Origin of the sequence: Shewanella sp. Pdp11 (genome assembly GCF_002838165.1) — a bacterium.
Classification (GTDB): domain Bacteria; phylum Pseudomonadota; class Gammaproteobacteria; order Enterobacterales; family Shewanellaceae; genus Shewanella; species Shewanella hafniensis.
Map to the genome: position 1 here is coordinate 4,890,231 of NZ_CP015194.1, position 25,648 is coordinate 4,915,878.

Sequence of the window (25,648 nt, forward strand, 5' to 3'; positions counted from 1 at the left end):
CATCATGGATAAGAGTAAACGTCGTTTTATCAAAGGGGCCGCTGTCACGGGTGGTGTGGGATTATTTGCTGCGGGTTATAGCCATACATTAGCGCAAATAGGTAAAGGTGTCGTCAATGGTACTTCAGGAAAACCGACCCAAGATCCGCTGCACGGCAATTCCTTAGCACCTGAATACAAAGTCGATTTACAGTCAGGTCAGTTAATCAGCAATGACGATCAACGCATCGCCAATACTATGTGCTTAGGTTGCTGGACCAAATGCGGCGTGCGCGCTCGTATCGATCAAAAAACCGATAAAATCATCCGTATCAGTGGCAATCCTTATCATCCGTTGTCATCGCGGGAACATATCGATTTCGATACACCGATCAAAACCGCCTTTGTTGGGCTTAGCGCCTTTCAAGAACAGGGGCTGCAAGGACGTTCCACCGCCTGCGCCCGCGGTAATGCAATGCTAGAACAATTAGATAGCCCACACCGCGTCACACAATGTCTTAAACGCGTGGGTAAGCGCGGCAGCGGCCAATGGCAGAGCATTAGCTTTGAGCAATTGCTGAATGAAGTCGTCGAAGGCGGTGATTTATTTGGTGAGGGGCAAGTCGAAGGCTTAAGAGCGATTCGTGATATCACCACACCGCTCGATACCAATAATCCAGAATACGGCCCTAAGGCCAACCAGTTACTGGTCTCGAACGCCTCCGATGAAGGCCGCGATGCCATTATCAAACGTTTTACCTTCAACAGCTTTGGCACGCGAAACTTTGCCAACCATGGTGCCTATTGCGGGTTTACCTACCGCGCTGGTGCAGGCGCTTTATTGGATGATTTGAAAAAATACGCCCACTTGAAGCCCGATTGGGACCATAGCGAATTTTTACTCTTTATCGGCACCTCGCCGCAGCAATCGGGCAATCCCTTTAAACGCCAAGCGAGACAACTGGCAAACGCGCGGGTGAATAACACCAATTTCAGTTATGTGGTGGTGTCGCCCATGTTGCCCAATACCTCGAATCAACCTTGCGCGGGTAACAATACTTGGCTGCCGATCCGCCCCGCCACCGACTCGGCCCTCGCCATGGGCATGTTGCGCTGGATTATCGATAACCAGCGCTATGCCGCCGATTTTTTGAGTGCGCCCAATGTCGATGCCGCAAAAGCATCAGGTTACCGTGGCTTCAGTAACGCAGGCTTTTTGATAATCAGCGAGCCCACCCATCCAAGATATGGCCAATATCTCTTTGCCAGCGATCTTGGCTTACCTTTCGACGGCAAAGCCTATGGCGAGCAGGACTCGCAGTTGGTTGTCGATGCCGCGAGTGGCGAGGTAGTTTTTGCTAGCCAAAGTCAAAAAGCCAAGCTCGACGTTAATCAAAGTGTCGACACACCTAAAGGCACGATTGCGGTTAAATCTAGCTTCCAACTGTTAAGTGAAGCGGCGCACAGCTTCGAGATGGCACACTATGCCAAGGAGTGCGATATCAGCGAAGCGCAGATTATTGCTCTCGCAGATAAGTTTACCAGCCATGGCACTAAGGCCGCGGTGATCTCCCACGGCGGCACAATGAGCGCCAATGGTTTCTATAGCGCGTGGGCGATCATGATGCTCAACGCTATGATAGGTAACATCAATTTGAAGGGCGGTGCATTAGCTTCCGGCGGTTCATTCCCAGCCTTTGGTAAAGGCCCAAGGTATAATCTGCAGGAGTTTGACGGCATGGTCGAACCTAAGGGCGTATTCCTATCGCGCTCTAAATTCCCCTACGAGAAAACCTCAGAGTATCGCCGTAAAGTCGAAGCGGGCGAATCGCCTTATCCCGCCAAGGAGCCTTGGTTTCCGATTTCATCGCCCTTGCTTGGCGAACATTTAACCGCGGCGGTGCACGGTTATCCCTATCGACTCAAAGCATGGATTAACCACATGGGCAATCCGATTTATGGTCAAGCGGGTTTAGGGGAAGCTATTGGTGAACAACTGAAAGATCCTAAGGTGCTGCCGCTGTTTATCAGCATCGACAGCTTTATTAACGAAACCTCGGCGCTATCGGATTACATAGTGCCCGACACCTTAACGTACGAGTCTTGGGGCTGGACCTCAGCATGGCAAGGCACACTAACCAAAGTTGCCACAGGTCGTTGGCCGATTGTCGAGCCAAGAGTCGCGAAAATGGCCAGTGGTGATGTGGTGTGCATGGAGTCTTTCTTGAGCCAAGTGGCGATGAAGTTGCAACTACCCGGCTTTGGCGAAAATGCCGTTAAGGCCGCCGATGGCAGCTTACATCCGTTAACGCGCGCAGCGGATTACTCACTCTACGGCGCCGCCAACGTGGCCTATTTGGGTAAAGCCGTCGCCGATATCAACGCCGAGGACATGTATCTTAGCGGTGTAAGCCGCATTCAAAGTGAGCTCAATACCAGACTCACGCCTGATGAAGTCAAAAAAGTCAGTTACTTATTTGCCCGCGGCGGCCGTTTTGAAGAAATGCGCGGCGCGCGCGATGACGCGGGGAATCCGAGTAAAGTCTGGCCTAAACCTATGATGCTGTGGAATCCCGACGTCGGCAGTCGTCGCAACAGTCTCACAGGAGAATTTATGAGTGGTTGTCCGCGCTTATATCAACCCGCCTTGGCCGATGGTACGCCGCTCGATAAGGCGTTTGATAAGTCACAGTGGCCATTGCTGATCAGCAGCTACAAATCCCATACCATGAGTTCTATGAGTATTGGCTCGGATCGTTTGCGCCAAGTGCACCCTAATAATCCGGTGCGACTGAACGAGAAAACCGCCACTCGCCTTGGCATCAGCACGGGCGACACGGTAAAAATCAGCACGCCCAACGGCAGCGTGATTGCCTTGGTGGAATGTGTTGCCGGAGTGCACCCAGACTGCATCGCTATCGAACACGGTTATGGTCATAAGGAACTCGGCGCGCGTGACACTGTGATTGACGAGATTAAAATCGTCGCCAATCCGCTGATCCGAGTAGGGATCAACATGAACGACTTAAATCTGTTCGATCCGAGTCGCAACGGCCGCTATCCGCTGGTAGACTGGGCAAGTGGCGCCTCGGCAAGACAAGGCCTACCCGCTAAGATTGAAAAACTAAGCTAACCGCCGCGCATAGATAATATTTAGAAAGCTGCCATTGGCAGCTTTTTTAATAGCGTGAATTCAAGCTAACTGACCCAAGTAGCATGCTAAAATTTAGCTATCCGTTCTGCCGCTACGTCTGGTCGGGCTAAAACCAAAGCCTAGTCGAGCTAAAACCAAAGAAAAGTGATCTTCTTTTGCTCAATTTAGGTATATAGATCCCGATCACGTGTTTCATAGAAATAAACCACACATTAAAATCACAGCTATATTTATCTGTGTATCCAGCTCGTTATATCGAGCTTTCAATAAAGACCAGCGGTTTTTGAGTCAGTTAAGCTCATCAGGAGTATCTCAGTGTTCAATTCTTCATTACGTAAAAGCCTAGAAGTGAGCGAAAACAAGCGCCAAGAAGCGGAGTCGGTCATCGACGCCATTAAGCAAAGTATTGCCACGGTAGAATTTACGCCGGAAGGAAAAGTACTCGATGCGAATGCCTTGTTTTTAAAAGTAGTCGGTTATTCACTTACTGAAGTTGTTGGTCAACACCATAAGCTGTTTTGCTCAGCGACCTATGCTAATTCTCCTACATACCAACAATTTTGGAGTAATTTAAAAGCCGGTCATCCACAGGAGGGACATTTCGCGCGAGTGAATAAAAATGGCCAAGAAATCTGGCTAAGAGCGACTTACTTTCCTGTAAAACAGGCGGGCAAAGTCGTGAAGATAATGAAAACGGCTTCTGAAATTACCCAATATAAGCAACAGCTTGACGATCAAGCCGCCATCTTTGATGCCCTAAATCGCTCCCAAGCCATAATCGAATTCACCCCTGATGGCACTATCCTGAAGGCAAATGCCAACTTTTTAAAAACAATGGGATACAGCAAAGAACAGATCCTAGGTAAGCATCATAGAATTTTCTGTTTCGATGAATTTTATCGACAAAATCCTCACTTTTGGGACGAGCTTAAGCAAGGTCGCTATAGCAAAGGGCTATTTGAGCGCAAAAATGCCTATGGCGACTCAATTTGGCTGGAGGCGGCTTACAATCCCATTATGGATGAGCATGGAAAGGTCGTTAAAGTCATTAAGTTCGCCAGTGATATCAGCAAGCGGATCGAGCAAAGCCACGCTGTGCGTGAAGCCGCAAATATTGCGCTCACCACATCGCAACGCACCGTTGAGCAAGCGGAACAAGGCGTTAAGTTGCTTAATGCGACCGTCAATACCTCCAATGCTATTGCTGAGCAAACCCATAAAACGACTCAGGCGATTACTCAACTGAATGAGCAATCCCAAAGTATTCAAGCCATAGTCGCGACGATTAGCTCGATTGCCGATCAAACCAATTTGCTGGCATTAAATGCCGCGATTGAGGCCGCACGTGCGGGTGAACAAGGCCGAGGTTTTGCGGTTGTCGCCGATGAAGTGAGGCAGCTCGCTTCCAGAACCAGTAAATCAACCAGTGAAATTGCCGCCGTAGTCACTAAAAATACCCAGCTCACCACAAGTGCAACGGACATGATGAACGAAGTTGAAGGTATCGCACAGGAAGGGAAACAACAGTTAGCCGAGGTAACTTTGGTGATGGGAGAAATACGCAACGGAGCAGAAAACGTCTCACAAATCGTCTCTCAACTTTCAATCAACGGTCATTAATCCCCTCGCATTTCATCGCGCTATCAAGGATTGCATGGCGCTTTATCTACCGATAAAACGCCATGTGATTGTTCCGTCAATCAATAATCAGTTTTACTACCTTCATAGGTGGCGCACATTTGCTGCGCCAGCGCCTCGTCATAAGGACGTAATCCACTCATGACTAAGGTTTTGATACCTGTGCCGACTAAAGTATCGCCACTGTGTAATTCAAAGTGCAGTGTCACATCGCCACGTTTACCATCGATTTTTAAATCTTGGTCAACGAGTGATAAGGTCACTTGCACAAAATCGAGGGTGGTTAAGTCAAACGACATGCTTTCGTAAATCACTAAAGGTCGGTCTGGGTTGATCATCACTTGATGTTGTTTCATCAAAGGGATCAGGATATCGATAAAATTATGTCCAGAGAAGGCAACATATTGACGAATAAAGGATTCGGTCTGCGCATCGCAACAACTTACATCGCCTTGGCGACTCACATTAAGATAGGTTTTTTCGCGGCTATCGCGAATCGAAAAACTCTCGCTCACTTGTTCTGGGAATTGCAGTTCGACGCTATCGCCCACCATACCCGCAAAGCTAAATTTCATGCTCTGACTCAGACCATATTGAGTCAATACTATGGCAAACAGTAAATCTCCCGGCACGCAAAAGCGCTTTGCGCCCACATTGTGTATGGGATTAAAGTCCTGCGCAATTTTCTTCGCGAAGTCGCTGGCTTGTTGTGCGGATACGGAAATGGCTTGATTTTGCTCGGAAAAATAAGGCGCTAGAAACATATAAACTCTATTTGTAATAACTCAATACAGGGATGGATAACAAAATTATCACGAGTCTACCTTAAATTAGGTATTTAACTCACCCGATGACTTGATCCCACGGAAGATGTACAAAGTAACACCATGACCACATTTGTAAAGCCAAACACATTACAAGGGTATTAACTTAGGTTAACAGGCTAGCGCCTTCCATTGGACAAGGAACAAATAGTTAGACTTGTTTAAATTCTCGCTTCAATTGAAAACTATCGTCAGTAACCAGTTGTTCTAGCACTTCGACGCGTTGACGCAGTGTGGCTAACTCGGCCCGCATAGCTTGATTTTCAGCCTCTTGCGCTCGGCTAGACACCCCTTGCTTGTCGCGAATTTTCATAATCGCCACCACATATCCGCCAACAATGGCGAGGATCGGGATAAGTAAAGCGAGGGCTCCGGTATTCATAGTCATTTCCTTTATCGATTGGCGCTATTGTTATCAGGCTAAAAAATCAGGCTTATTTCGACTCTAGATATAGCTCAAAGTCAGAATATGGCAATGAGTATGCGCAAAATAACGCTTATCCACCAGTGACAAAAGTCATGAGGTTTAGCTAAGGCGCATCATTCCTTATCGAAGCTATCCACAACAATAGCGCCCATGGAGGCAGGCATAGTGATGACGATAATCCGTTTGATCGAGGTTAGCGGGTCTTCAAAAAATGGCACTTTATCGAGACACAGCAAGACGAGGAAAACCACCAGCGCGGTGAGCAAATACGCCACCATGATGCGGAAAATAAACACAGGGACTCGGGCACGAATATTCTGTTGGAACACGCTGTGGTAAGTAAAAACCCCTAGAAATAACAAAGATAAACTAAAGAGCATGGCGATATTGAGCACAGGCAAGGTTTCGCCGAGGTGCCAGGCTTCCTCTGAAAACGCCACGGGCACCGCCAGCGCAAATGCCCCCACGCAAACTTGGCTCGCATCTTCGGTATTAAAACTAAAGGTCATGCCCATCGCTCCTTAATATTCCAATCCATTTAATTCGCCGAAAATGACGTGCGGCGATAAGACGCTACATTGGGGCTTATTGCTGCGGTATTAAGTGCGATACAGCACTTTAACCACATGCCAGCCAAACTTAGTTTTAACTATGTGCGGCACTAATAACTCGCCCGAGAAAGCGACTTTATCAAACTGTGGCACCATTTGGCCTTTTTTAAACTCGCCCAAATCACCGCCTTTTTTGGCCGAAGGGCAAGAGGAAAAACGCTTGGCAAGTACCGCAAAATTAGCGCCATTATTCAGCTGCTTAACAATATCCTCAGCCTGCTCTTTGTGTTTCACTAAAATATGCACGGCGGCAGCGGTTTTAAACATGTTATTTCTCACTTTGGGTTAACGACCTAGGCTAAGGGAAGATGGCGTCACGCGTGTATGCTCGATAACGCCACGTCCATTTACATAGGTTCTACTACTTAAAATTTTATATTCCACACACAACGTCTTTGGCCAATTCTCGAGCTATTGGCCGAGAATTTTCTGCCACCATTGCAAAGGCTCGCCGCAATTATTCACCGGACGATAAGTCGCGGTTAATGCCGGAAGCGCATCAACATTGCTGCAATCCGATTCCTTGGCCACACCAGTATCTCGGTCAAAAAAGCCCTTTACTACGCCATTCACTGGGATAGAGCGCAGACTAATAGGTGGACGTTCCTTTAAGAAGGCAAGATACACTGCCATGGCGCCACTGCTGCCATACAAGCTAGTCTTGCCGTTATCATCACGCCCCACCCAAATGGCGGCGACGTTACGCTCATCGAAGCCCGCAAACCAAGAGTCGCGACTGTCGTTACTTGTGCCTGTTTTACCCGCCAATCCCACTCCGGGGAAGGCATTGCCTAAGCGCGTAGCTGTGCCTGTATTCACCACTTGCTGCATAGCGTACTGGATCAAAAAGTCAGTATCGGGTGAAATAGCCTGCTCTTTAGGCAATCGTGTCACAGGTAATGGATTTTTATCTGCATCTAACACAGCCGTCACTGTGGTTAATTTACGATAAACCCCACTATCGGCTAAGGTTTGATACACCTGCGCCACCATTAATGGCGAACCATTGACGGCACCGAGTAACATAGAAGGATACTCGTTTAACGGTTCCTGCCAACCCGACTTAGCTAAGGTTGTCGCAACCGCATCCACGCCCACCGCAATCCCAAGATTCACAGTCGGGACGTTCATCGACTTTTTCAGCGCCGTTAACAAAGGCACTTGACCGCTGAACTTCTTATCGAAATTTTGCGGTGACCATGTCTTACCTTGTTCATTTTTTAAGGTAATAGGCTGATCTTTAAGGGGAGTAGCTAAAGTAAATTGGCTATTAGGTGCCAATGCCGTGGCGTACACAAAAGGCTTAATTAACGAGCCAATCGGGCGACGAATTTCAACTGCGCGGTTAAAGCCGTCAAATCCTGGGGTTTTATCACCGACCATAGCCGCGATACCACCCGTATATTTGTCGGTCACTACCATGCCCACCTGTAATGACTTATTACTCTTATCTAAACTCTTAAGGGTTTGAGTGACCGCTTTTTCTGCCGCTTCTTGGGCCATAGGATCGAGCGTGGTATAAATTTTTACCCCAGATTGCTTCAGTAACGCATCACCATAACGCTCGTTCACCTCCTGTTTTACTAGGGCGAAGAAAGAAGGCAATTTTTGATGTGCGGGTTTATTCAGATTACGAATTGCCAGAGGTGACTCTACCGCCGCCTTGTACTCGGCCGTGGTTAAATCGCCGGCATCCATGAGTAAACGCAGTACCAGATCGCGACGCTCTTGAATACGCTCCGGATATCGCCATGGATTGTAGTAAGACGGTCCCTTAATCGTCGCCACTAAAAATGCCTGCTGAGCGATAGTCAACTCACTGATAGGACGGCCGAAATAGAAACGTGAAGCCAAACCCATACCATGAACGGCGCGGGATTTATCCTGCCCCATATACACTTCGTTAAGATAGGCTTCGAGGATTTCGTCCTTGCTGTAACGAAAATCGATAATCACTGCCATCAAGGCTTCGCGCACTTTACGCAGCAAAGAACGCTCACTCGATAGGAAAAAGTTTTTCGCTAACTGCTGGGTTAACGTCGAGCCGCCTTGCACTGTGCGACCGGCGCTGATGTTCACAAAAGCCGCGCGAGCAATCGCGAAAGGATTTACCCCATGGTGTTCGTAAAAGCTACGGTCTTCCACCAGCAGTAACGCCTGCACAATCGACTTAGGCATTTCTTCGGTCGGCACAAACAATCTGTCTTCGCCGTCGCCAGTAATAATGCGATCGAGCAACACAGGCTCAAGATGGAATACGGCAAGCTGGCGTTTGTCCGACACTCGGGTGACTGAACTAACGCCATTGCTGTCGAAGCTTATCATGACTCTTTGTTCTACTTGATCGCCTTCAGGATGCAGGAACGGTCGACGCCACAATTCGATACGAGTGCTTGATGCCGAAAACTCACCCACTTGGCGTGGATTCGCGACCTTGCGATAGCCGAGCAACTTAAGTTCAGCCATCATTTGCGGATGGCTGACCGCCGCGCCGGGATACAGCGCCATAGAACGGCTGAACACCTGCGCGGGCAAGTGCCATTTTTGACCTTCAAATTTTTGCGCAATAATTTGATCGAGATAAATACTGTAGAAAGTCACTACCGCTAATCCGGCTAAGGCTAATTTCCAAGTGATTGACCAAACTCGTCGAAAGAAACCGCGGCCATTGTTGGCCCTACGGGAAGCGGGTGTTTTTTTTGTCGTCTTAGTCGTCATATCTACTTCATCATTCATGCATTTAAAGACATCAGCCACGATAGCAAGCGTGGTGCGAATCAGGGCGTGTTTTCACCCGATAAAAAAACCAGTGTCACTGCTATGGCTGAGCTAAACCCAAGGTTTTCTTCTTGGTAAATTTTGTTGGTAGTGTATTCACAGGATCGTCCGGCCACAGATGTTTTGGATATCGGCCACGCATTTCCTTTTTCACTTCCACATAAGGTCCCTGCCAGAAACTGGCTAAATCCGCCGTTAAAGCCAATGGACGTTGAGCGGGAGAAAGTAATTCCATCGTCACCTTTAGCTTGCCCTGCGCCAACATAGGGCTCTGCGCCATGCCAAAGGTTTCTTGCAGACGCACCCGCAGCAGCGCACGCCCAGATTCATCGTATACGATTGGCGCAGAGGTACCGGTAACTAACGGCCAAGAGGTTGGCAATAACTCCTCCAGCCGCTGTTTCTGCTGCCAGCTCAAACAGTTTGCCACAAAACCAAAGCAATCGAGCTTAACTAATTGCGGCAGATTATTCACATTTTCGAGGTAAGGTGCCAGCCAAGTTTCTAGGCTCGCTAATAACACCTCATCATCGACCTTTGGCCAATCACTGCCAGCATCGAACTCAATCGCGAGTTTAAGCCTGTATTGAAACTGCTCTAAGTTAGCGTTCCAATTGAGAATTTGTAATCCTTGCTGGCGAATATAAGCTAGTAAGGCCGCGACAATTTGCTTGCGCTCAGGCTTAGCAATGGTCTCGGTTTTCACTAAAATTTGTCCGACCTTGTATTGGCGCTCGGCAATCACTCGGCCTTTGCCTTCATCCCAGCCACAGATCTCGTGGATTTCCAGCAAGTCTTTTAGCTCGCTATCGAACAAGCTCGGCTGAAACTGACTCGCCAAGTAAATCCGCCCAGCGTTTCTGCCTTCAGTTTCTTGGAAATCTGCCACCACCATCCAAGGCGTTTGCGACAAGGCATCTTCGGCTGCTAACACCACGCCAGTCCCATTGGCTAATTGATAACCCTCAACGCCTCGGGCTTTGGCGATGCGATCTGGATACGCCAGTGCCAGCAATAATCCCACATCACTGTGGTGAGCATGGGTCGCGACTTTCACTAAGTCAGCAGTTAAACCGAGCTTTTTCTGCCACTGTTTTGCCTGCTGTCCCGCTTGCCCCTGACAGGCAAAGTGCAAGTAATTCATGATATCGGCGCCCTTTTTAGGCAAACCGCGCGCTTCTAAAATCCCCGACAGCAAACAGGCCAAACTGCCCAATTGCGCAGTTTGCTCATAATCATCGCCTAAGCTTTTCGCGCCCAATAACATATGGGCAAGCCTTGGGTGACACCCTAGCTCATAGGCTGCTTTTCCGTGGGGAGTCAGTTTATTTTGGCCATCGACCATGCCTAAGCGCTGCAGTAATTGCCACGCCAGCGCCTCATTCACACTCGGTGGCGGCGTTAACAACATCAAGTCACTAAAGGATTTTGCACCCCAATAAGCACAGTCGTGGGCCATAGCCACCAGATCCGCTTGGCTGATCTCAGGTTCATCGGCCCTGAGCATGCGGCCATGTTCTTCTTGGCTCCACAAACGCACACACATGCCCGCAGATAAACGTCCGGCGCGGCCACTGCGCTGAGTCGCCGAGGCTTGGCTAATACGTTTTAAGCCTAAACGAGTGACGCCAGTTTTAGGGTTGAAACTGGCCTGACGTTTATAGCCGCTGTCGATGACAAACCCTATACCTTCAATAGTTAAGCTCGATTCCGCCACGTTAGTCGCTAGCACGATTTTGCGCCTGCCGTCCGTAGTTGCCGCAATCGCGCTATCTTGCTCTGCGCCTGAAAGCTCACCATAAAGGGGGCAAATCAGAAAAGCATCATCCGCTAAACGCTCACGCAGATACTGCTGCAATCGTGATATTTCGCCTTTTCCGGGTAAAAACACGAGCACGGCATTATTGCTAGCCGTTTTATCAACACCGGCGCTACTGGCAGAGACCAGATCGAGCACGCAGCGGCCAAGATGATCGATCCAATGCTGCTGCGTCGGCACGGGGCGATATTCAACCTCAACGGGAAAACTCCGGCCTTCACTGTGTAAGGTCACAGCCTCTGGCATGAGTTCAGCTAAGGCAAGGCCAGATAAGGTGGCCGACATGGCTAATATCTTTAAATCGTCCCGCAGTGAAGCTTGTACTTCGAGCGCTAAGGCGAGGCCTAAGTCGGTAGTGAGGTGGCGTTCATGAATTTCATCGAAGATGATCATCTCAATCCCAGTTAACTCGGGATCTTGCTGGATCATCCGCGTGAGTATGCCTTCGGTAACGATTTCTAAGCGGGTATTGGCGCTGACTTTAGCTTCACCGCGCACGCGATAACCCACTTCTTGCCCCACCTTTTGCTGGCGACAACGGGCAATATAGTGCGCAACACTACGCGCCGCGACACGCCGCGGTTCGAGCATTAAAATACGTCCACTGATTTCTGGCCAATCCAACATAGCCAAAGGTAATGCGGTAGATTTACCCGCACCTGTCGGTGCCTCGAGGATCACTTGAGCGTGACGAGAAAAAGCCGCACGCAGCGGTGCTAACAAGCTATGAATAGGTAGAGAGTTCAAGAAAAAGACATCAGCGGCCAACACAGGCCGTCAGTGTACTAACAATCGGCTTTGAGTACCATTTCACTGCAACATAATCGCGCTAAGCGGTCGTGCCCAAAACTAAAGCTGTGGATAGGCCGCAAAGGTCTCACGTTTTTCGAGCCAAGGCTGACAGAGTCCTGACTGCAATTCAGCTAACCGCATCGGTTTATTGATGGCGTAACCTTGGGCATAGTCGACGCCTAAAGCTTGTAGTTTTCGGCCAATATCTTGGGATTCGACAAATTCGGCAACCACATCAAAGCCCATATCTTGGCCAAGTTGGCAAATCGACTTAACAATCGCCTGATCCGCACTGTCTTCGCAGATGTTCACTACAAATTGACCATCTACCTTCACAATGTCCACATTAAGGCGCTTAAGGTAGGCAAAGCTAGAAAAACCAGCCCCAAAGTCATCGAGGGCTAACTTGCAATTGAGCGGGCGCAATATATCGAGTAACTTTGTCGCTTGATCGAGCTGACTCACGGCTGCGGTTTCAGTGATTTCGATGCAAAGCTTGTCCACCAGCTCAGGTTCGGCCATCAAACGCATTTCTAGCCAGTTCATAAACTCATGGTCGCCCAAAGACGTCGCCGACAAATTCACCGATACTAGGTCCAATTGCTGCCAGATATCTAAATGGCAACCGCCCCACTTGAGTAAATTATCGATCACCCACAAGTCGACCTTAGAAGCTAAGTTGTATCGCTCGGCGGCGGGTAAGAAAATGGCGGGAGACACTATAGTGCCGTTAGTCTGCACCATGCGCAGTAGGATCTCTAAATGCAGACCTGACTCCTCACGGTTTAATGGCACTATGCTTTGAAAATAAAGCTCAAATTGATTTAACGCGAGTGCGCCAACGATATCCACCGACGCCATCATCTCGGTATAGAGACGGTTCATTTTAGGATCGCTCGCACTGTATAAATGCCAGCCATTGCGACCTTGATCCTTCGCCAAGCGACAAGCTGCATCGGCCTGACTCATCACGGTATAAATGTCGGCGGCTTTTTTATTTAACTTGGCAATCCCCATACTGACACTGACATTGTGACTACGGCTTTCCCAAATAAACTCATGCTTCGCCAATTGGGTACAGATACGTTTAGCAATTTGTTTCACCGATTCCACATTGCAGTAATGCATTAAGATACCAAATTCATCGCCTCCTAAACGGGCAACAATATCGCCCTTACGCACGAGCTGTTTTAAGCGCAATGCCACTTGGCACAGCAGCTTATCGCCTGCCTGATGGCCACTGATATTGTTGATGACTTGGAATTGGTCTAAATCGAGAAACGCCACACATATTGGCATGTCGTCGTGGGCGTACAGCAGATTTTCTAATAGGGCTTCGAAATGTAACCGATTGGGCAATCCTGTGAGCGCATCATAATTGGCATGGAAGGACAGTTCATCGGCTAGGCGATACTTTTCACTGACATCTTCGGCAATCATGACTAAGGTATCTTTATCGCCACTGATCTGGCTAAAGCTGAGTTTCAACCAAGCCAATTGATGGATAGATTTTAAGGGTAACTCACACCAAGCGTGACCGAGTACACCTTCTCGTACCACATGTAAGGTATCGGTGAGCATGGCATGCTCTTCCTCACGTACCATGTCGAATAAGTCATAACCATGTTGGATTGGTAGCGTTTGCAGGGCGACTTTATTGAGCATAGTCAATTGATCATGCTTATCTAGCAAGGCACAGGCTAAAGGTAGCTGATTGAAGACTTCACAATATTTATGCTCACTGGCGAGCATGCTCAGGGCGATGCGCGTCAGTTCCATCGCCGAGCCAATCATCACAGCGGCGTGATTAAATTCCTGAATAAACTCTTCGCTCCATTCGCAACACTCAGAGCAATTCACCGCGCCCAGCGCGATACGCGTTTCGCCAAATACCACAGGCGGCAATACCAATAAACTTTTGACGTCCCAATCTCTTAATAGCGTTCGCTCGGCCTGTGCATCGGCGGGTAAGGTATTCACATCGGGCAGATTTAATAGTCTTGGGGTACGAACGAGTGAGCGAAAAAATGGCATGCGCGCTAAGGGCCAAACTCGAGTTTGCTGGCCTTTAGCAAATTGGGGTTTTAGATACAAATTACGCGTGCGTAAACGATCCAGAGACTGGCTGCCCGTCAATACAAATACCCCATCACAATGCAGTTGCAATGTGATGGTCTCAAGTGCTCGGTCAACATTTTGCTCTAAGGTTTCTAGTGGAGACTCACTAAAAATACTCACTAAGGCCTGTTGGAGTGGATTTGCTAAACCTACTGACATGAAAAGTGACTTCCTTACCTAAAAATCCATTTAAGGTATTATCGACGTATATTGAGTATAGGCTCACAGTGAATTAAACGTCTGCTTGAGTCGTAAATTAGCCGATAAATTCAACAACTAGATTAACGCTCAAAGACGCTAACCGTCAAAGTGTTCCCTGAGATAATCCGTGTTGAGCCCCACAAAGGACGATAAACCGATGCAACAAAGGCTATTTCTCGGCTTCGCGCCTACCGCTGCACAAAGGGCAAGGCTGAGTGATTTACAGCAACAACTGCTTTGCCACCTTAATCCTGAGGCGAAAGCAGTGAGTGTCAACAATATGCATTTAACGCTCTGCTTTCTAGGGCAAGTGGACGACGATCAACGTATCTCCCTCCTTGATGCACTTGACCGCTTAGCTAAGCCAAGATTCAGTGTTCGACTTAACCAGTTCGATTTATGGCCTAATGCCCAAGTCTGTTGCTTAAAAGCCGATGAAGTTGATCCGCCGTTAACGCAATTAGCTAAGCAGACGCAAGCAATAGCAGGCCGCCTGCAATTACATAGCAGTGAACACCACTTTTGCCCGCACATTAGTTTATTTAGGAAGGCCAAACAATGGACACGAGATGAGCCAGCGTTATTGCAACTCAAGGAGATGAATACGCTAACGTTAACGCCCGAACATTTGTATTTATATCATTCAAAAAGCACAAGCACGGGTGTGGAATACCACATCCTAGATTCTTGGACGCTCGGTTAGCGTGAATTAAAAACAAAAAAGCCCGAGTATTAACTCAGGCTTTCCAATTTATCATTATATGCATCAACTAAAGCGCGAATAAACCAACAGGGCTTACTTTAAGGGCTCCAATAACCAATGCCTTATTCGAGTAAGCGTAAGGTTTCGCGATACGCACGCTTTTGCTCGTAGGTTTGTAAGCGCTGCATAAACTCATCTGTCTTGGTCATTTCGGCACTCATCTTTAACGCTTCTATCGCTTTTTGCTGCGTCGAAATTGCCGCACCAAAATCGCCGACTTCGGCATAAGCCGCCGCCAGATTATCTAAATTTGTCGGATCGTTTTCATTCACTTTGAGTAACTTTAAGGATAACTCGACCGCTTTATTGCCATCGCGATACTCAGCTTCTGGGCAAGTCGCTAAAATCCACGCCACATTACCTAAGGCAACATCATCACCCACTTGGGAAAATTGCTCGACCGCTTTACCACAATTACGTTGCACACCATCGCCGCCAGAAGCATAAATAAAACCTAAACGAAATTGTGCCCAACGACTGCCCTGCTCACTCAAGGCTCGATACCAATGCTCGGCCACGGATAAGTCACGCTTGATCAATTGACCTTCAAAAGACAGGTCGGCTAAGGTTTGCTGGGCTTTTTCATGTTGCTGCTCGGCGGCAAGTGAAATCCAATGCAAACCAGAGGGCACTTCTTGCTCCACAAAACGCCCTGAGAGATACATTAATCCCAGCAGAAATTGGGCATCGGCGTCGCCTTGTTCTGCCGTCACCTGAATATGCACAAACTTACTGGCTGCGAGTTCGGCAGCAGGCTGCGGGATAGAAAATGCGTGCGCCGCAGAGCTCAACCCAATCGTTAAGCTTAAACCTGCACCTAAAACCCATAATCTGTATTTCACTTGCTTACCTCTCTTAAAAGCGACTGCCCTCAAAGTTAGCCAGAATTAACCCCATAAGTCGAGTCTAAATACACACAAACCTCAGGATAATGGGGGAAGTTGAAGCAAATGAGCAGCTAATTTCAACTGTGAAACATCTTCTACTGTCATTTAGGGGCCTGTTTTATCCATAATCTATAATAAAACGGCTTAATTAAACTGGTAAGATGTGATTAACTCGACAGAGTTAAGTGAATCCAGCGAGTTTGACGTCGATTTAGTTGACTTAAATCACTAAAGTAGCAAAATAAGCTCTAATTTTAGATGGTTAATTGCATTTATTCACTTATTCTAAAGTAAGACTTCCATCAAGTTTTTATTAGTTTAATTGACGTAAAATGCTTATTTAGAATATTCTTACTTTCGTTTTAATCAATCGAGGAACACCAACATGGCTCTGATTGGTAAGCCAAAACCTGATCCAACTTTGGAATGGTTTTTATCACACTGTCACATTCATAAGTACCCTGCAAAGAGCACTCTTATTCATGCTGGTGAAGATTCAGATACTCTTTATTACATAGTAAAAGGTTCTGTAGCGGTATTGATTAAAGATGAAGAAGGTAAGGAGATGATCCTTTCTTATCTGAATCAAGGTGACTTTATCGGTGAGCTTGGTTTGTTTGAAGAACAAGCCGAACGTACTGCATGGGTTCGTGCTAAACAAGCTTGTGAAATCGCTGAGATTTCATATAAAAAATTCAGACAGTTAATTCAAGTTAACCCTGAAATACTGATGAAGCTGTCTGCACAAATGGCCTATCGCCTGCAAAGCACCAGCCAGAAAGTGGGTAACCTCGCATTCTTAGACGTGGCAGGCCGCATTGCCCAAACGCTGTTACATCTGGCGAAACAGCCTGATGCGATGACGCATCCTGATGGCATGCAGATTAAGATCACTCGTCAAGAGATCGGCCAAATCGTTGGCTGTTCACGGGAAACTGTGGGTCGTATCTTGAAGATGTTAGAAGAACAGAATTTAATCCAAGCTCATGGTAAGACAATCGTGGTATACGGTACCCGTTAAGTTAGTCTTCAGCTTGATTTAAGCCTGCCTTATTAAAGTGGCCTAGAATAAATTCTAGGCCATTTTTTATTGGAGAGCTCAAATGAAACGGCTGTTTTTAATCTGTTTTTTCAGCCTGTTCACGCTGGCGCATCCAATGAAATTGAATGCCGAACCTATTGAATTAGAACACTATCAAGCCAAGGCACTCGTCAACTCTGGGCAAATACTATCCTTAAACGGTACACTCTCCATAGTTAATCAGTTTTGCCAAGGTGAACTAATTGATGCTCATCTCTATCAAGAAGATCATAAATGGCGCTATGATTTGCAAATCAAAGTTCAGCGTGGCCAAATCGTCAATCTCAGTATTGATGCAACTAATGGTCAAGCCGATCACTCAATAGCATTACCGAGCGAATGTCGAAAACATGAAACTGTTACTCGTTGAAGATAACCCTATGCTAGTCACCGAGCTGGAGAAACAACTCAAACTCGCTGGCTATGTGACCGATATTACTGACAAAGCGCTTGAAGCCGATTATCTGATCAAAGAAACCCAATACGATTGCGTGATCTTAGATATCGGCTTGCCCGACGGCAACGGCCTCGAACTACTCGAAGGCTGGCGTAATCAAGGGATCAGCACTCCTGTCATCATGCTGACCGCACGCAGCCAGTGGCATGAAAAAGTCGAAGGCTTTAATGCTGGCGCCGACGATTACTTAGGCAAACCTTTCCACGCACAGGAATTATTGGCGCGTATTCAAGCCCTTATCCACCGTGCCCATGGCCGTTTAAATACTTCTAGCAAGCAATTGAGCTATGGCGGCGTGATCTTAGATGAAGCCGAGCAAACGGTAAAAGTGGCAGACCAATTGTTTGAGCTAACGGCGATGGAATTCAGACTGTTAAAAATCTTCCTGATGTCGCCTAAGAAGCTGTTATCTAAGACACAACTTACCGATAAGCTGTATCAGTTTGACGATGAAAAAGAGAGTAATGTGGTCGAGGTATATGTAACCCACTTACGCAAGAAATTAGGCAAAACCGCTATCGAAACCCGCCGCGGCCAAGGTTATATCTTCCACGGCATTATTGAATGATCTCAATCCGCACTAAGCTCAGTTTATGGTTAACGGGCTTACTGGTAATAGGCACAGTCATTGGGCTCATCTTGTTTGAGTCCATGCTGCGTCAGGCGTTTCATGATTCTATTATCAATCGCTTAGAAGAAGATCTCGAACATATTATGTTGGCAACCCATATCCACGATGGGGACATCAGCATAGATCAAAGCCAGCTTTCCAGTTTCTACAAGCCCGCCTATTCAGGCCGCTATTTCCAGCTTAACCTGCCCAATGAAGTCATTCGCTCCCGCTCCCTGTGGGATATGCAGTTAGATATCGAGCCACTCGCGCCAAATCAAACCCGTGTCTGGCAAGCTAAAGGCCCAAAAAATAACGATATGCAACTGTTATCACTGGGGCTAAATTCCAGTAGCGCCAATGTCAGCGCCACCTTAACTGTCGCCCAAGACTTGAGTATTGGCAGGCGCGTGTTTAGCGAAGTCTATGGCACTAAGCTGGGGATCAATCTGGCGATGTTGGTGGCGATGATCGCAGGGATCTTCCTGATCCTACGCCAATCCTTTAAGCCAGTTAAGCATATTCAGCACGCGCTTTCGCGGCTAAGAGAAGGCGAAATTAACGCGCTTGAGCTGAATAATATCCCCCCAGAAGTGCAGCCACTCGCTAAGACTTACAACGAGTTACTCGAGTACACCGCCAAGCAAATTGAGCGTAGCCGCAATAACTTAGGCAACTTAAGCCATGGGCTTAAGACCCCGCTGGCTGTGATGCAGCAACAGGTCGAAGCCCTTGGCCTTAAAGATCCCGAAACCGCCATTGCCTTGCAGCAACAACTGGATTCTATCCACAAGATGGTCGAGCGCAAACTGGCGGCGGCAAGGATTACAGGCGATATGCTTCCCGCGGCGCAGTTAGTGATCCCAAGGGATTTACATAGCCTAGCCAACACCTTAAATAAGGTTCACCGCAATAAAACCATCGAATGTGATTTCGAACTCGACCCTAATATTCTCAGGCTGCCGATCCACAGGGAAGATGGCATGGAGCTTTTAGGCAACCTGCTAGACAACGCCTTTAAATGGGCCCAGAGCCGTGTCAGCATTCAGCTATCACGCCAACAGGAGCGTCTCTGCCTTTGTATCGATGATGATGGTCCGGGGGTTGCCGATGATGAACTCGATAAGCTCACACAAAGGGGCACGCGATTAGATGAGTCTGTCATGGGGCACGGCTTAGGCTTGTCGATAGTGAAGGAAATTGCCGAGCAATATGAGATTGAGCTTAAGTTTAGCCACAGCACTCGCTTAGGTGGATTGAGGATCGAACTGATCTTCAGTTAGTCTTGCTGAACCAGCTCAGCGTTATACACCCAGTTTGACTGCACTCTTTAATATTTCCTCTTTAATATAATCATAAAAAACGCCATCGAAGTGATGGCGTTTTTATGCTCAAAATCTTAACGACGTTAGGCTTTATTCACGTTAAGCCTTATTCACGTTCGTACTTTCAAAAATCTTGTCGGCAGACGCTGCCACAAAGCCGGTATACAGCTCACCATTGGCCATAGGATAACGCAGCGCAAACTCATAGAAACAACTAGGGATTTCCACTGTCGCATCGGTGAATTCAACGCCAATCTTATCGGCCATAGTCGACGATTGCTCTAATAAGACTTCTGGCGAACCTTTGATCTCACCGCCTGAACCATTGAGCACAAAGCCCGCTTGCTTCAGTGCATCATTCACAGACTCTAAGGTTTCAAAACCATCGAGGTGATTGATAGACACAGTGAAATGGTTAGCGCGATAACCAAAAGCCGCTACCCAAGCCGCATATTCGCTCTCAGTTAATAAATCCTGATAGGTTTTAGAATCTAAAGACCAATGGCGACCCGAGTAAATAAAGTTGTCCGCCGTGGTCGCGGCAGCATCTACTTGGGCGATTAAGCCTTGAATGGTCTCTTGTAGCACTGGGCTAAATTCTTCAACTAATAGCTCAGAGATAAACACTTTAGGCTGAGTCGAGTCTGGGTGTTCAAAATGCTTAGCGATCAGTTTTTTCTGTTCAAACTTATAATCACCGCAAGCGACATAACCAAGTGAAGTAAAATGCTTAGCAAGCACGTCCAAATTCACCTTAGCGATGTTGAAAGTACGCAGGGCAATATGATCGTTGATGATCGGCTTACCATGGCCCAGCAGCGCATGCACTTTTGCCGCCGAAGGGGTCATTTGAATATAGTCTTGCCACAGGGCGGCAAATAACGCGTTGATGTCGGTATGCATAAAAACTCCTTTTATTGTGCTGCGGTTATTGCTGTTATTTTGCCGCGAACACTAAATGTAACGACCTAGATGCCACTGTTGCAGCGTCACACATACCCACAGTAGAAGCTCAAGTTACGTTACTGCTTGTTATTAAAAAGGAAGAACATTCGTCCTTCCTCCTCTTTACCACGTACTCTTTACCACATAAAAGACAAATCTTTACCCGCTTATAAGCTCAAACCAGGGCTTAATGTCGCAGGTAAGCTCACTGCATCGGCCTCGACCGAAGCGACGGGATAAGCACAGTAATCGGCGGCATAGAAAGCGCTCGCCCTGTGGTTACCCGATGCGCCAACGCCACCAAAAGGTGCCGCGCCCGATGCGCCAGTGATTTGTTTGTTCCAGTTAACAATCCCTGCACGAATGCGCGCGAGGAAATAGTCATAATCTTCACGGCTATCTGCCAGTAAACCCGCAGACAAACCGTAACGCGTTTGGTTAGCCAGTTTGATAGCTTGATCGAAATCGCTATAACGCACTAGCTGTAGCAGAGGTCCGAAGTATTCTTCATCCGGCAAGACATCAATAGCAGTCACATCGATAAGGCCAGGAGAGACTAAGCCCGTACCCGCTTCTAAGTGGGTCAACTCGACCAAAGACACGCCGCCCAAGTTCTGCAGATTCGTCTGCGCCGCAACCATACCTTTGGCGGCAGCTTCAGAAATCATTGAGCCCATAAAAGGTTGTGGCTGCGCGTTCCAAGGGCCAACTTTAATCTGCTTGACCGCATCAGCTAACATGGCAATCAAGGCATCGCCCTGCTCGCCTTGTTCTACATATAGACGGCGCGCACAAGTACAACGTTGGCCAGATGAGATATAAGCCGACTGCAAAATATCGTGCACGGCAGCTTTAATATCCTGCACACCTTTAATGATCAGTGGGTTATTCCCACCCATCTCAAGTGCTAAAATCTTGCTTGGATGACCGGCATATTGTTGATGTAAAAAATGACCCGTGCGTGAGCTGCCGGTAAAGAACAGACCATCGAGCTGCGGGTGAGAAGCCAGTGCTTTACCCGTATCCACCTCACCTTGGACTAAGTTGAGCACGCCAGCAGGCAGACCCGCTTTATCCCATAGGCTAACCATCAGCTCGGCAACTTTAGGCGTCAATTCAGAAGGTTTAAAAATCACAGTATTTCCCGCCAACAGCGCAGGCACTATGTGACCGTTCGGCAAATGACCGGGGAAGTTGTAAGGACCGAAAACCGCCACAACACCTTGGGGCTTATGGCGGATAACCGCGCGTCCCGCTGGCGTATCGTTAGCTTCTGTGCCCGTACGTTTATTGTAAGCCGCGGCTGATAGCGCAATCTTGCCTATCATGGCGCCGACTTCGGTCGCCGTTTCCCACTGAGGTTTACCGGTTTCTTGGGCAATCGTTTCAGCCAGTTCCGCTTTGTTGGCTTCAAGTTGGCTGCGATACGCTTCGACTATGGCTAAACGCGCATCGAAACCTAACATAAACCAATCAAACTGCGCGGCGCGCGCGGCATCAACGGCGGCGTTAACTTGTTCTGCGGTGGCAGTTTTACCTGTCCAAATAGTTTGAGCATTGGCTGGGTTAATTGAGGCCACGTCATGACCTTTGCCAGCATGCCACTGACCTTGAATATAATGTGTCATTTGTTATTCCTACATTGCCAAAATACGGATTTGATCGCCTTTTGCGAGTAACAAACCCGCTGCCAGCTCTGGGCTGATAATGATGTGTTCGGATTTATCGTCCACAGCCAGTGCGGCTGACGTCGCTCGATAATTGGCTAATTGAGTATTTGAGATAATAAATTGAGTGTCGGCTTCGGCCATCTCACCAATATCGACGGTCAACAGACGGCTTTCTCGCACGCCGCGAATGTCCGATAAACGACACTCAACCGTTGGACCACCATCAAAAATATCCACGTAACCGCGGCATCGAAAGCCTTCGGCCTGTAGCAGACTTAATGCGGGACGGGTATTGGTATGCACTTCACCAATCACTTTCTGTGCCTCTTCCGGCAACAGACAAACATAGACAGGGTTTCGTGGCATCATTTCGGCCATAAATGCCTTTTTGCCCAAACCAGAAAGATAATCTGCCTGAATAAAATCAATGCCTAAAAAGTGTTTTTGCAGCCAGCCGTAGAAAGGTGAATGACCATCGGCATCGCTCACACCGCGCATTTCGGCAATCACAGTTTCGCCAAAACGCTTCGCATGTTGCGCTAAAAACAGAAAGCGACTGCGGGATAACATGCGGCCATTGTTGCCCTTGCGATACGCTTCACGCAAAAACAGGGTGCACATCTCGGCGGCGCCCGTGTAGTCATGGCAAAGAGTGAGGGTTTCGACCTCGTTACGCACTTCAATTTGTTCGGAATGATAGACTTCGGTACCGAGTCGATAATGGTAAAACGCATCTTCCATTCCCACGGCCGCTTCGATAGCGCACGTGCCCACGACTTCTCGGGTGTCGGTATCTTCCAGCACCATCAGATAACCTTCATCGAAGGGTGCATCGACGATTTTAACGAATGAGGCTTCTGCTCGCGCAATTTTATGTCTGAGCAAATCGGCATTCACGGGTAATGACGTAAAACCATGACCAGACTCTTCGGCAATTTGATATAAGGCTTCAAAATCGCCAGCCTGAATAGGACGTATGATTAACATCTTAGTGTCTCCTCACTTTGGCTTGCCGTGCATCAAGGCGCCTCTCTTCAAAAAGACAGGTAGTGATGCACGTAAGTATTCCCTGACAAAAAAGGAGTGCGAATAAATTCAGCACTCCTTTGGTCATTTAGGCGGCAGCTATGCTCGCCACAGCACGTTCAAAACGAGCTAGACCTTCAGCAATATCTGCCTCAGGGATCACCAGAGAAGGAGCAAAACGTACCACGTTAGCACCCGCCATCAGGCTCATTAAGCCTTCAGCGACAGAGGCCACCAAGAAGTCGCGTGAACGGCCTTGGTATTGTTCATTAAGAACTGCACCTAACAGCAAACCTTTACCGCGTACTTCTGAAAATACATGATATTTTTCATTGATTTTGTTCAAACCATCGCGCAATAACTGCTCGCGATGTTTAACGCCGTCCAACACTTCAGGCGTGTTCACTACGTCTAACACAGCATTACCAATAGCGCAGGCTAATGGGTTACCACCGTAGGTAGAACCGTGAGTGCCCACTTTTAGATGTTCAGCAATCTCAGCGGTTGTCAGCATAGCTGCGATAGGGAAACCACCACCGAGTGCTTTAGCTGTGGTTAAAATGTCAGGTACGATTTCAGTCCCCATGTAAGCGTACAGTTCGCCAGTACGACCCACACCCGTTTGCACTTCATCAAAAATCACTAGCGCATTGTGCTTGTTAGCCAGTTCACGCACGGCTTTCAGGAATGCAGGATCGGCATCAATAATACCGCCCTCGCCTTGCAGCGGCTCAAGCATGATGGCGCAGGTTTTGTCCGTTACTGCGGCTTCTAATGCGGCAACATCGTTAAATGGCAGGTGAGTAATGCTCTGCGGCTTAGGACCAAAACCATCGGAATAGGCAGCTTGTCCACCGACGCTCACGGTGAAGAAGGTACGGCCGTGGAAGGCTTTATCAAATGCTATGATTTCGTCTTTTTCAACGCCGTGTTTTTCTAAGGCGTAACGACGGGCAAGTTTCAATGCGGCTTCGTTGGCTTCGGCACCAGAGTTGGCAAAATACACTTTGTCGGCAAACGTGCTGTTGACTAATTTAGTCGCTAATTCTAAGGCAGGCTCGTTCGTCATTACGTTTGACAGATGCCATAATTTTTCGCCTTGGGTTTTAAGGGCATTCACAAGGGCAGGATGACAGTGACCTAAGCAATTTACCGCAATACCGCCAGCAAAATCGATAAACTCGTTACCCTCTTGGTCCCAAACTCGGCTTCCTTCGCCACGAACAGGGATCACAGCAGCAGGCGCATAATTAGGCACCATAACTGCGTCAAACTGGGCACGGTCTAACTTCATATCAACGCTCATTCTTCTTCGTCCTTTGTGTTTGTTTAACGGCATCGGGGCCGTCAGAGTCCCATAGGTATCTTTATCTAGAGTTAGTGATACTGGGATTGCTTGTGTCTATTAATAACCATTATTAGCGAAAATGTGATCAAAATACCAGTTTTTCACAAACATCAATCCTAGCTCTTCTACCCAAAGTGCATAAAGATTGCAGTTTAAGAACTATACAAGCGTTTAAACCCGTGGCTTGCAGCATAATTAGTCAGAAAAAAAGTTATTTACCCCTCATTTTGCTAGCTATTCACTGAATGTGAATAACTACACCATTTTAACGAATCAAGTGCGAAAGCACAAAATGGCTAATTTTAGACCTCGCCTCAAGGGCTTCGGGCAATAAATCGAACAAGGGAAACACATGGGGCATGTTAGGGTAAAAACAGCCCGTTATCTCGCCGCCACAGGCTTTGACTTGAGCGACTAAGCGCTCAGAATCCTGCAATAAGAGTTCCCGCGTACCCGCAATCACTAAGATGGGCGGCAGATCAGCTAAGTTTCCCTGCAAGGGTGAAACCTTTGCTGACATAGGGTCTGCCCCAGCAAGATAAGCGCCCCGTAAACGCAGTAAGGCTTCGATGGTGAAGAAGGGATCGTCAGCCGCGAGTATCAACTCAGTATCTCCGGTTAGTGCTAAATCCAACGCGGGCGATAACAGGATACAAGCCGTCGGCAAAGGCAGAGCTAAACGCTTTAATTCCAGCAATAAGCTCAAGGCTAAATTGCCGCCAGCAGAGTCGCCCATAAGGATCACATTGTCAGCGCCCTTAAGCGCAATTAATCGCTTATAGGCTTCAAGCACATCATCAAATGGCGCAGGAAAAGGATGCTCAGGTGCGAGACGATAATCGGGAATATAGGCATCCAATTTACAACGCTGGCTAATATCCGCGATCAATCTTGCGTGGGCATGGGGCGTTTTAAAACAAAAACCTCCACCACGGATATAAAACAGATTGCCAAGGCGAGTTTGTTCATTGAGAAGCACATAGTGCAGCAAGCTAGAGTGTTGCAAAGGGATGGTGGCACTGACTAACTTATCCGGCCAAGGAAGCCAACGTTTATCGAGATCAAGCAACTTTTTACGCACTTGCGCTAGGGGGACTTTGGCTTTGCCGCGACTGATGGATGGCCTAGCAACATAGGATAAAATAGTATTCAGTACAGATGCTTGCCAGCTTGGCATATCACTTCCTCTACTTAA

At 47.8% G+C, this 25,648-nt stretch carries 20 protein-coding genes; 7 read left to right on the plus strand and 13 right to left on the minus strand.

Annotation, left to right across the window (positions count from 1 at the left end; genetic code table 11):
- The first annotated feature begins 4 nt into the window (after positions 1–4).
- Positions 5–3,112, plus strand: a complete 3,108-nt coding sequence (locus tag AYJ58_RS21500; RefSeq protein ID WP_106651664.1) for a tetrathionate reductase subunit A — start codon at positions 5–7, stop codon at positions 3,110–3,112.
- 336 nt (positions 3,113–3,448) lie between these two features.
- Complete coding sequence (locus AYJ58_RS22150; RefSeq protein WP_106651665.1) at positions 3,449–4,753, plus strand: methyl-accepting chemotaxis protein; 1,305 nt, start codon at positions 3,449–3,451, stop codon at positions 4,751–4,753.
- Between the two features lie 80 nt (positions 4,754–4,833).
- On the opposite strand, the gene AYJ58_RS21510 is transcribed toward AYJ58_RS22150, so the two are convergent.
- The 7 genes from AYJ58_RS21510 to AYJ58_RS21540 all read right to left on the minus strand — a co-directional run bounded on the left by AYJ58_RS21510 (position 4,834) and on the right by AYJ58_RS21540 (position 14,299).
- Positions 4,834–5,535, minus strand: coding sequence for a DUF3581 domain-containing protein (locus AYJ58_RS21510; protein WP_106651666.1), 702 nt, complete (start codon positions 5,533–5,535; stop codon positions 4,834–4,836).
- A gap of 211 nt (positions 5,536–5,746) precedes the next feature.
- Positions 5,747–5,977: a hypothetical protein gene (locus tag AYJ58_RS21515; protein WP_106651667.1), complete on the minus strand. Its 231-nt coding sequence runs from the start codon at positions 5,975–5,977 to the stop codon at positions 5,747–5,749.
- A 158-nt stretch (positions 5,978–6,135) separates the two neighbouring features.
- The gene (locus AYJ58_RS21520; protein WP_106651668.1) at positions 6,136–6,531 is read right to left on the minus strand and encodes a DUF2391 family protein; all 396 of its coding nucleotides are present in this window, start codon (positions 6,529–6,531) and stop codon (positions 6,136–6,138) included.
- 90 nt (positions 6,532–6,621) lie between these two features.
- Positions 6,622–6,900, minus strand: coding sequence for a peptidylprolyl isomerase (locus tag AYJ58_RS21525; RefSeq protein ID WP_006084190.1), 279 nt, complete (start codon positions 6,898–6,900; stop codon positions 6,622–6,624).
- A 144-nt stretch (positions 6,901–7,044) separates the two neighbouring features.
- Positions 7,045–9,369, minus strand: a complete 2,325-nt coding sequence (mrcB, locus tag AYJ58_RS21530; protein WP_198555552.1) for a penicillin-binding protein 1B — start codon at positions 9,367–9,369, stop codon at positions 7,045–7,047.
- An 82-nt stretch (positions 9,370–9,451) separates the two neighbouring features.
- Positions 9,452–12,001: an ATP-dependent helicase HrpB gene (hrpB, locus tag AYJ58_RS21535; RefSeq protein ID WP_198555553.1), complete on the minus strand. Its 2,550-nt coding sequence runs from the start codon at positions 11,999–12,001 to the stop codon at positions 9,452–9,454.
- Positions 12,002–12,079: 78 nt separating this feature from the next.
- The gene (locus AYJ58_RS21540; RefSeq protein ID WP_106651669.1) at positions 12,080–14,299 is read right to left on the minus strand and encodes a putative bifunctional diguanylate cyclase/phosphodiesterase; all 2,220 of its coding nucleotides are present in this window, start codon (positions 14,297–14,299) and stop codon (positions 12,080–12,082) included.
- Between the two features lie 199 nt (positions 14,300–14,498).
- On the opposite strand from AYJ58_RS21540, the gene thpR reads away from it, so the two are divergent.
- Complete coding sequence (thpR, locus tag AYJ58_RS21545; RefSeq protein ID WP_106651670.1) at positions 14,499–15,044, plus strand: RNA 2',3'-cyclic phosphodiesterase; 546 nt, start codon at positions 14,499–14,501, stop codon at positions 15,042–15,044.
- A 122-nt stretch (positions 15,045–15,166) separates the two neighbouring features.
- Here thpR and AYJ58_RS21550 read toward each other — a convergent pair whose 3' ends face one another.
- Entirely contained in the window at positions 15,167–15,946 is a 780-nt protein-coding gene (locus AYJ58_RS21550; protein ID WP_106651671.1) for a tetratricopeptide repeat protein, read from the minus strand.
- 430 nt (positions 15,947–16,376) lie between these two features.
- Between AYJ58_RS21550 and crp the strand changes: the two genes are divergently transcribed.
- The 4 genes from crp to AYJ58_RS21570 all read left to right on the plus strand — a co-directional run bounded on the left by crp (position 16,377) and on the right by AYJ58_RS21570 (position 19,422).
- Positions 16,377–17,012, plus strand: coding sequence for a cAMP-activated global transcriptional regulator CRP (gene crp / locus AYJ58_RS21555; RefSeq protein WP_006080082.1), 636 nt, complete (start codon positions 16,377–16,379; stop codon positions 17,010–17,012).
- An 82-nt stretch (positions 17,013–17,094) separates the two neighbouring features.
- The gene (locus tag AYJ58_RS21560) at positions 17,095–17,442 is read left to right on the plus strand and encodes a PepSY domain-containing protein (protein WP_106651672.1); all 348 of its coding nucleotides are present in this window, start codon (positions 17,095–17,097) and stop codon (positions 17,440–17,442) included.
- Complete coding sequence (locus tag AYJ58_RS21565; RefSeq protein WP_006080080.1) at positions 17,423–18,097, plus strand: response regulator transcription factor; 675 nt, start codon at positions 17,423–17,425, stop codon at positions 18,095–18,097. Before AYJ58_RS21560 ends, AYJ58_RS21565 begins: the two co-directional genes overlap by 20 nt.
- The gene (locus AYJ58_RS21570) at positions 18,094–19,422 is read left to right on the plus strand and encodes an ATP-binding protein (protein WP_106651673.1); all 1,329 of its coding nucleotides are present in this window, start codon (positions 18,094–18,096) and stop codon (positions 19,420–19,422) included. The genes AYJ58_RS21565 and AYJ58_RS21570 overlap by 4 nt, the downstream gene beginning before the upstream one ends.
- A 141-nt stretch (positions 19,423–19,563) precedes the next feature.
- Here the strand turns inward: AYJ58_RS21570 and AYJ58_RS21575 are convergent, their stop codons facing one another.
- The 5 genes from AYJ58_RS21575 to AYJ58_RS21595 all read right to left on the minus strand — a co-directional run bounded on the left by AYJ58_RS21575 (position 19,564) and on the right by AYJ58_RS21595 (position 25,630).
- Positions 19,564–20,367: a DUF1338 domain-containing protein gene (locus tag AYJ58_RS21575; protein WP_106651674.1), complete on the minus strand. Its 804-nt coding sequence runs from the start codon at positions 20,365–20,367 to the stop codon at positions 19,564–19,566.
- A 209-nt stretch (positions 20,368–20,576) separates the two neighbouring features.
- On the minus strand, positions 20,577–22,037 hold the full coding sequence (gene astD / locus AYJ58_RS21580) for a succinylglutamate-semialdehyde dehydrogenase (RefSeq protein ID WP_106651675.1): 1,461 nt from the start codon (positions 22,035–22,037) through the stop codon (positions 20,577–20,579).
- A 9-nt stretch (positions 22,038–22,046) separates the two neighbouring features.
- Positions 22,047–23,066: an arginine N-succinyltransferase gene (gene astA, locus AYJ58_RS21585; protein WP_106651676.1), complete on the minus strand. Its 1,020-nt coding sequence runs from the start codon at positions 23,064–23,066 to the stop codon at positions 22,047–22,049.
- A 127-nt stretch (positions 23,067–23,193) separates the two neighbouring features.
- Positions 23,194–24,411: an aspartate aminotransferase family protein gene (locus tag AYJ58_RS21590; RefSeq protein ID WP_012197666.1), complete on the minus strand. Its 1,218-nt coding sequence runs from the start codon at positions 24,409–24,411 to the stop codon at positions 23,194–23,196.
- A gap of 307 nt (positions 24,412–24,718) precedes the next feature.
- Positions 24,719–25,630 carry an alpha/beta hydrolase gene (locus AYJ58_RS21595; protein WP_106651677.1) on the minus strand — a complete coding sequence of 304 codons (912 nt, stop codon included), beginning with the start codon at positions 25,628–25,630 and terminating at the stop codon, positions 24,719–24,721.
- Positions 25,631–25,648 lie beyond the last annotated feature (18 nt).

Bases quoted from the DNA above. Each gene is read 5' to 3' on its own strand.
- AYJ58_RS21500 (WP_106651664.1), top strand. From the start codon at position 5: ATGGATAAGAGTAAACGTCGTTTTATCAAAGGGGCCGCTGTCACGGGT.
- AYJ58_RS21510 (WP_106651666.1), bottom strand. From the start codon at position 5,535: ATGTTTCTAGCGCCTTATTTTTCCGAGCAAAATCAAGCCATTTCCGTA.
- AYJ58_RS21515 (WP_106651667.1), bottom strand. From the start codon at position 5,977: ATGAATACCGGAGCCCTCGCTTTACTTATCCCGATCCTCGCCATTGTT.
- AYJ58_RS21520 (WP_106651668.1), bottom strand. From the start codon at position 6,531: ATGACCTTTAGTTTTAATACCGAAGATGCGAGCCAAGTTTGCGTGGGG.
- AYJ58_RS21525 (WP_006084190.1), bottom strand. From the start codon at position 6,900: ATGTTTAAAACCGCTGCCGCCGTGCATATTTTAGTGAAACACAAAGAG.
- mrcB (WP_198555552.1), bottom strand. From the start codon at position 9,369: ATGAATGATGAAGTAGATATGACGACTAAGACGACAAAAAAAACACCC.
- AYJ58_RS21540 (WP_106651669.1), bottom strand. From the start codon at position 14,299: ATGTCAGTAGGTTTAGCAAATCCACTCCAACAGGCCTTAGTGAGTATT.
- thpR (WP_106651670.1), top strand. From the start codon at position 14,499: ATGCAACAAAGGCTATTTCTCGGCTTCGCGCCTACCGCTGCACAAAGG.
- crp (WP_006080082.1), top strand. From the start codon at position 16,377: ATGGCTCTGATTGGTAAGCCAAAACCTGATCCAACTTTGGAATGGTTT.
- AYJ58_RS21560 (WP_106651672.1), top strand. From the start codon at position 17,095: ATGAAACGGCTGTTTTTAATCTGTTTTTTCAGCCTGTTCACGCTGGCG.
- AYJ58_RS21565 (WP_006080080.1), top strand. From the start codon at position 17,423: ATGAAACTGTTACTCGTTGAAGATAACCCTATGCTAGTCACCGAGCTG.
- AYJ58_RS21570 (WP_106651673.1), top strand. From the start codon at position 18,094: ATGATCTCAATCCGCACTAAGCTCAGTTTATGGTTAACGGGCTTACTG.
- AYJ58_RS21575 (WP_106651674.1), bottom strand. From the start codon at position 20,367: ATGCATACCGACATCAACGCGTTATTTGCCGCCCTGTGGCAAGACTAT.
- astD (WP_106651675.1), bottom strand. From the start codon at position 22,037: ATGACACATTATATTCAAGGTCAGTGGCATGCTGGCAAAGGTCATGAC.
- astA (WP_106651676.1), bottom strand. From the start codon at position 23,066: ATGTTAATCATACGTCCTATTCAGGCTGGCGATTTTGAAGCCTTATAT.
- AYJ58_RS21590 (WP_012197666.1), bottom strand. From the start codon at position 24,411: ATGAGCGTTGATATGAAGTTAGACCGTGCCCAGTTTGACGCAGTTATG.
- AYJ58_RS21595 (WP_106651677.1), bottom strand. From the start codon at position 25,630: ATGCCAAGCTGGCAAGCATCTGTACTGAATACTATTTTATCCTATGTT.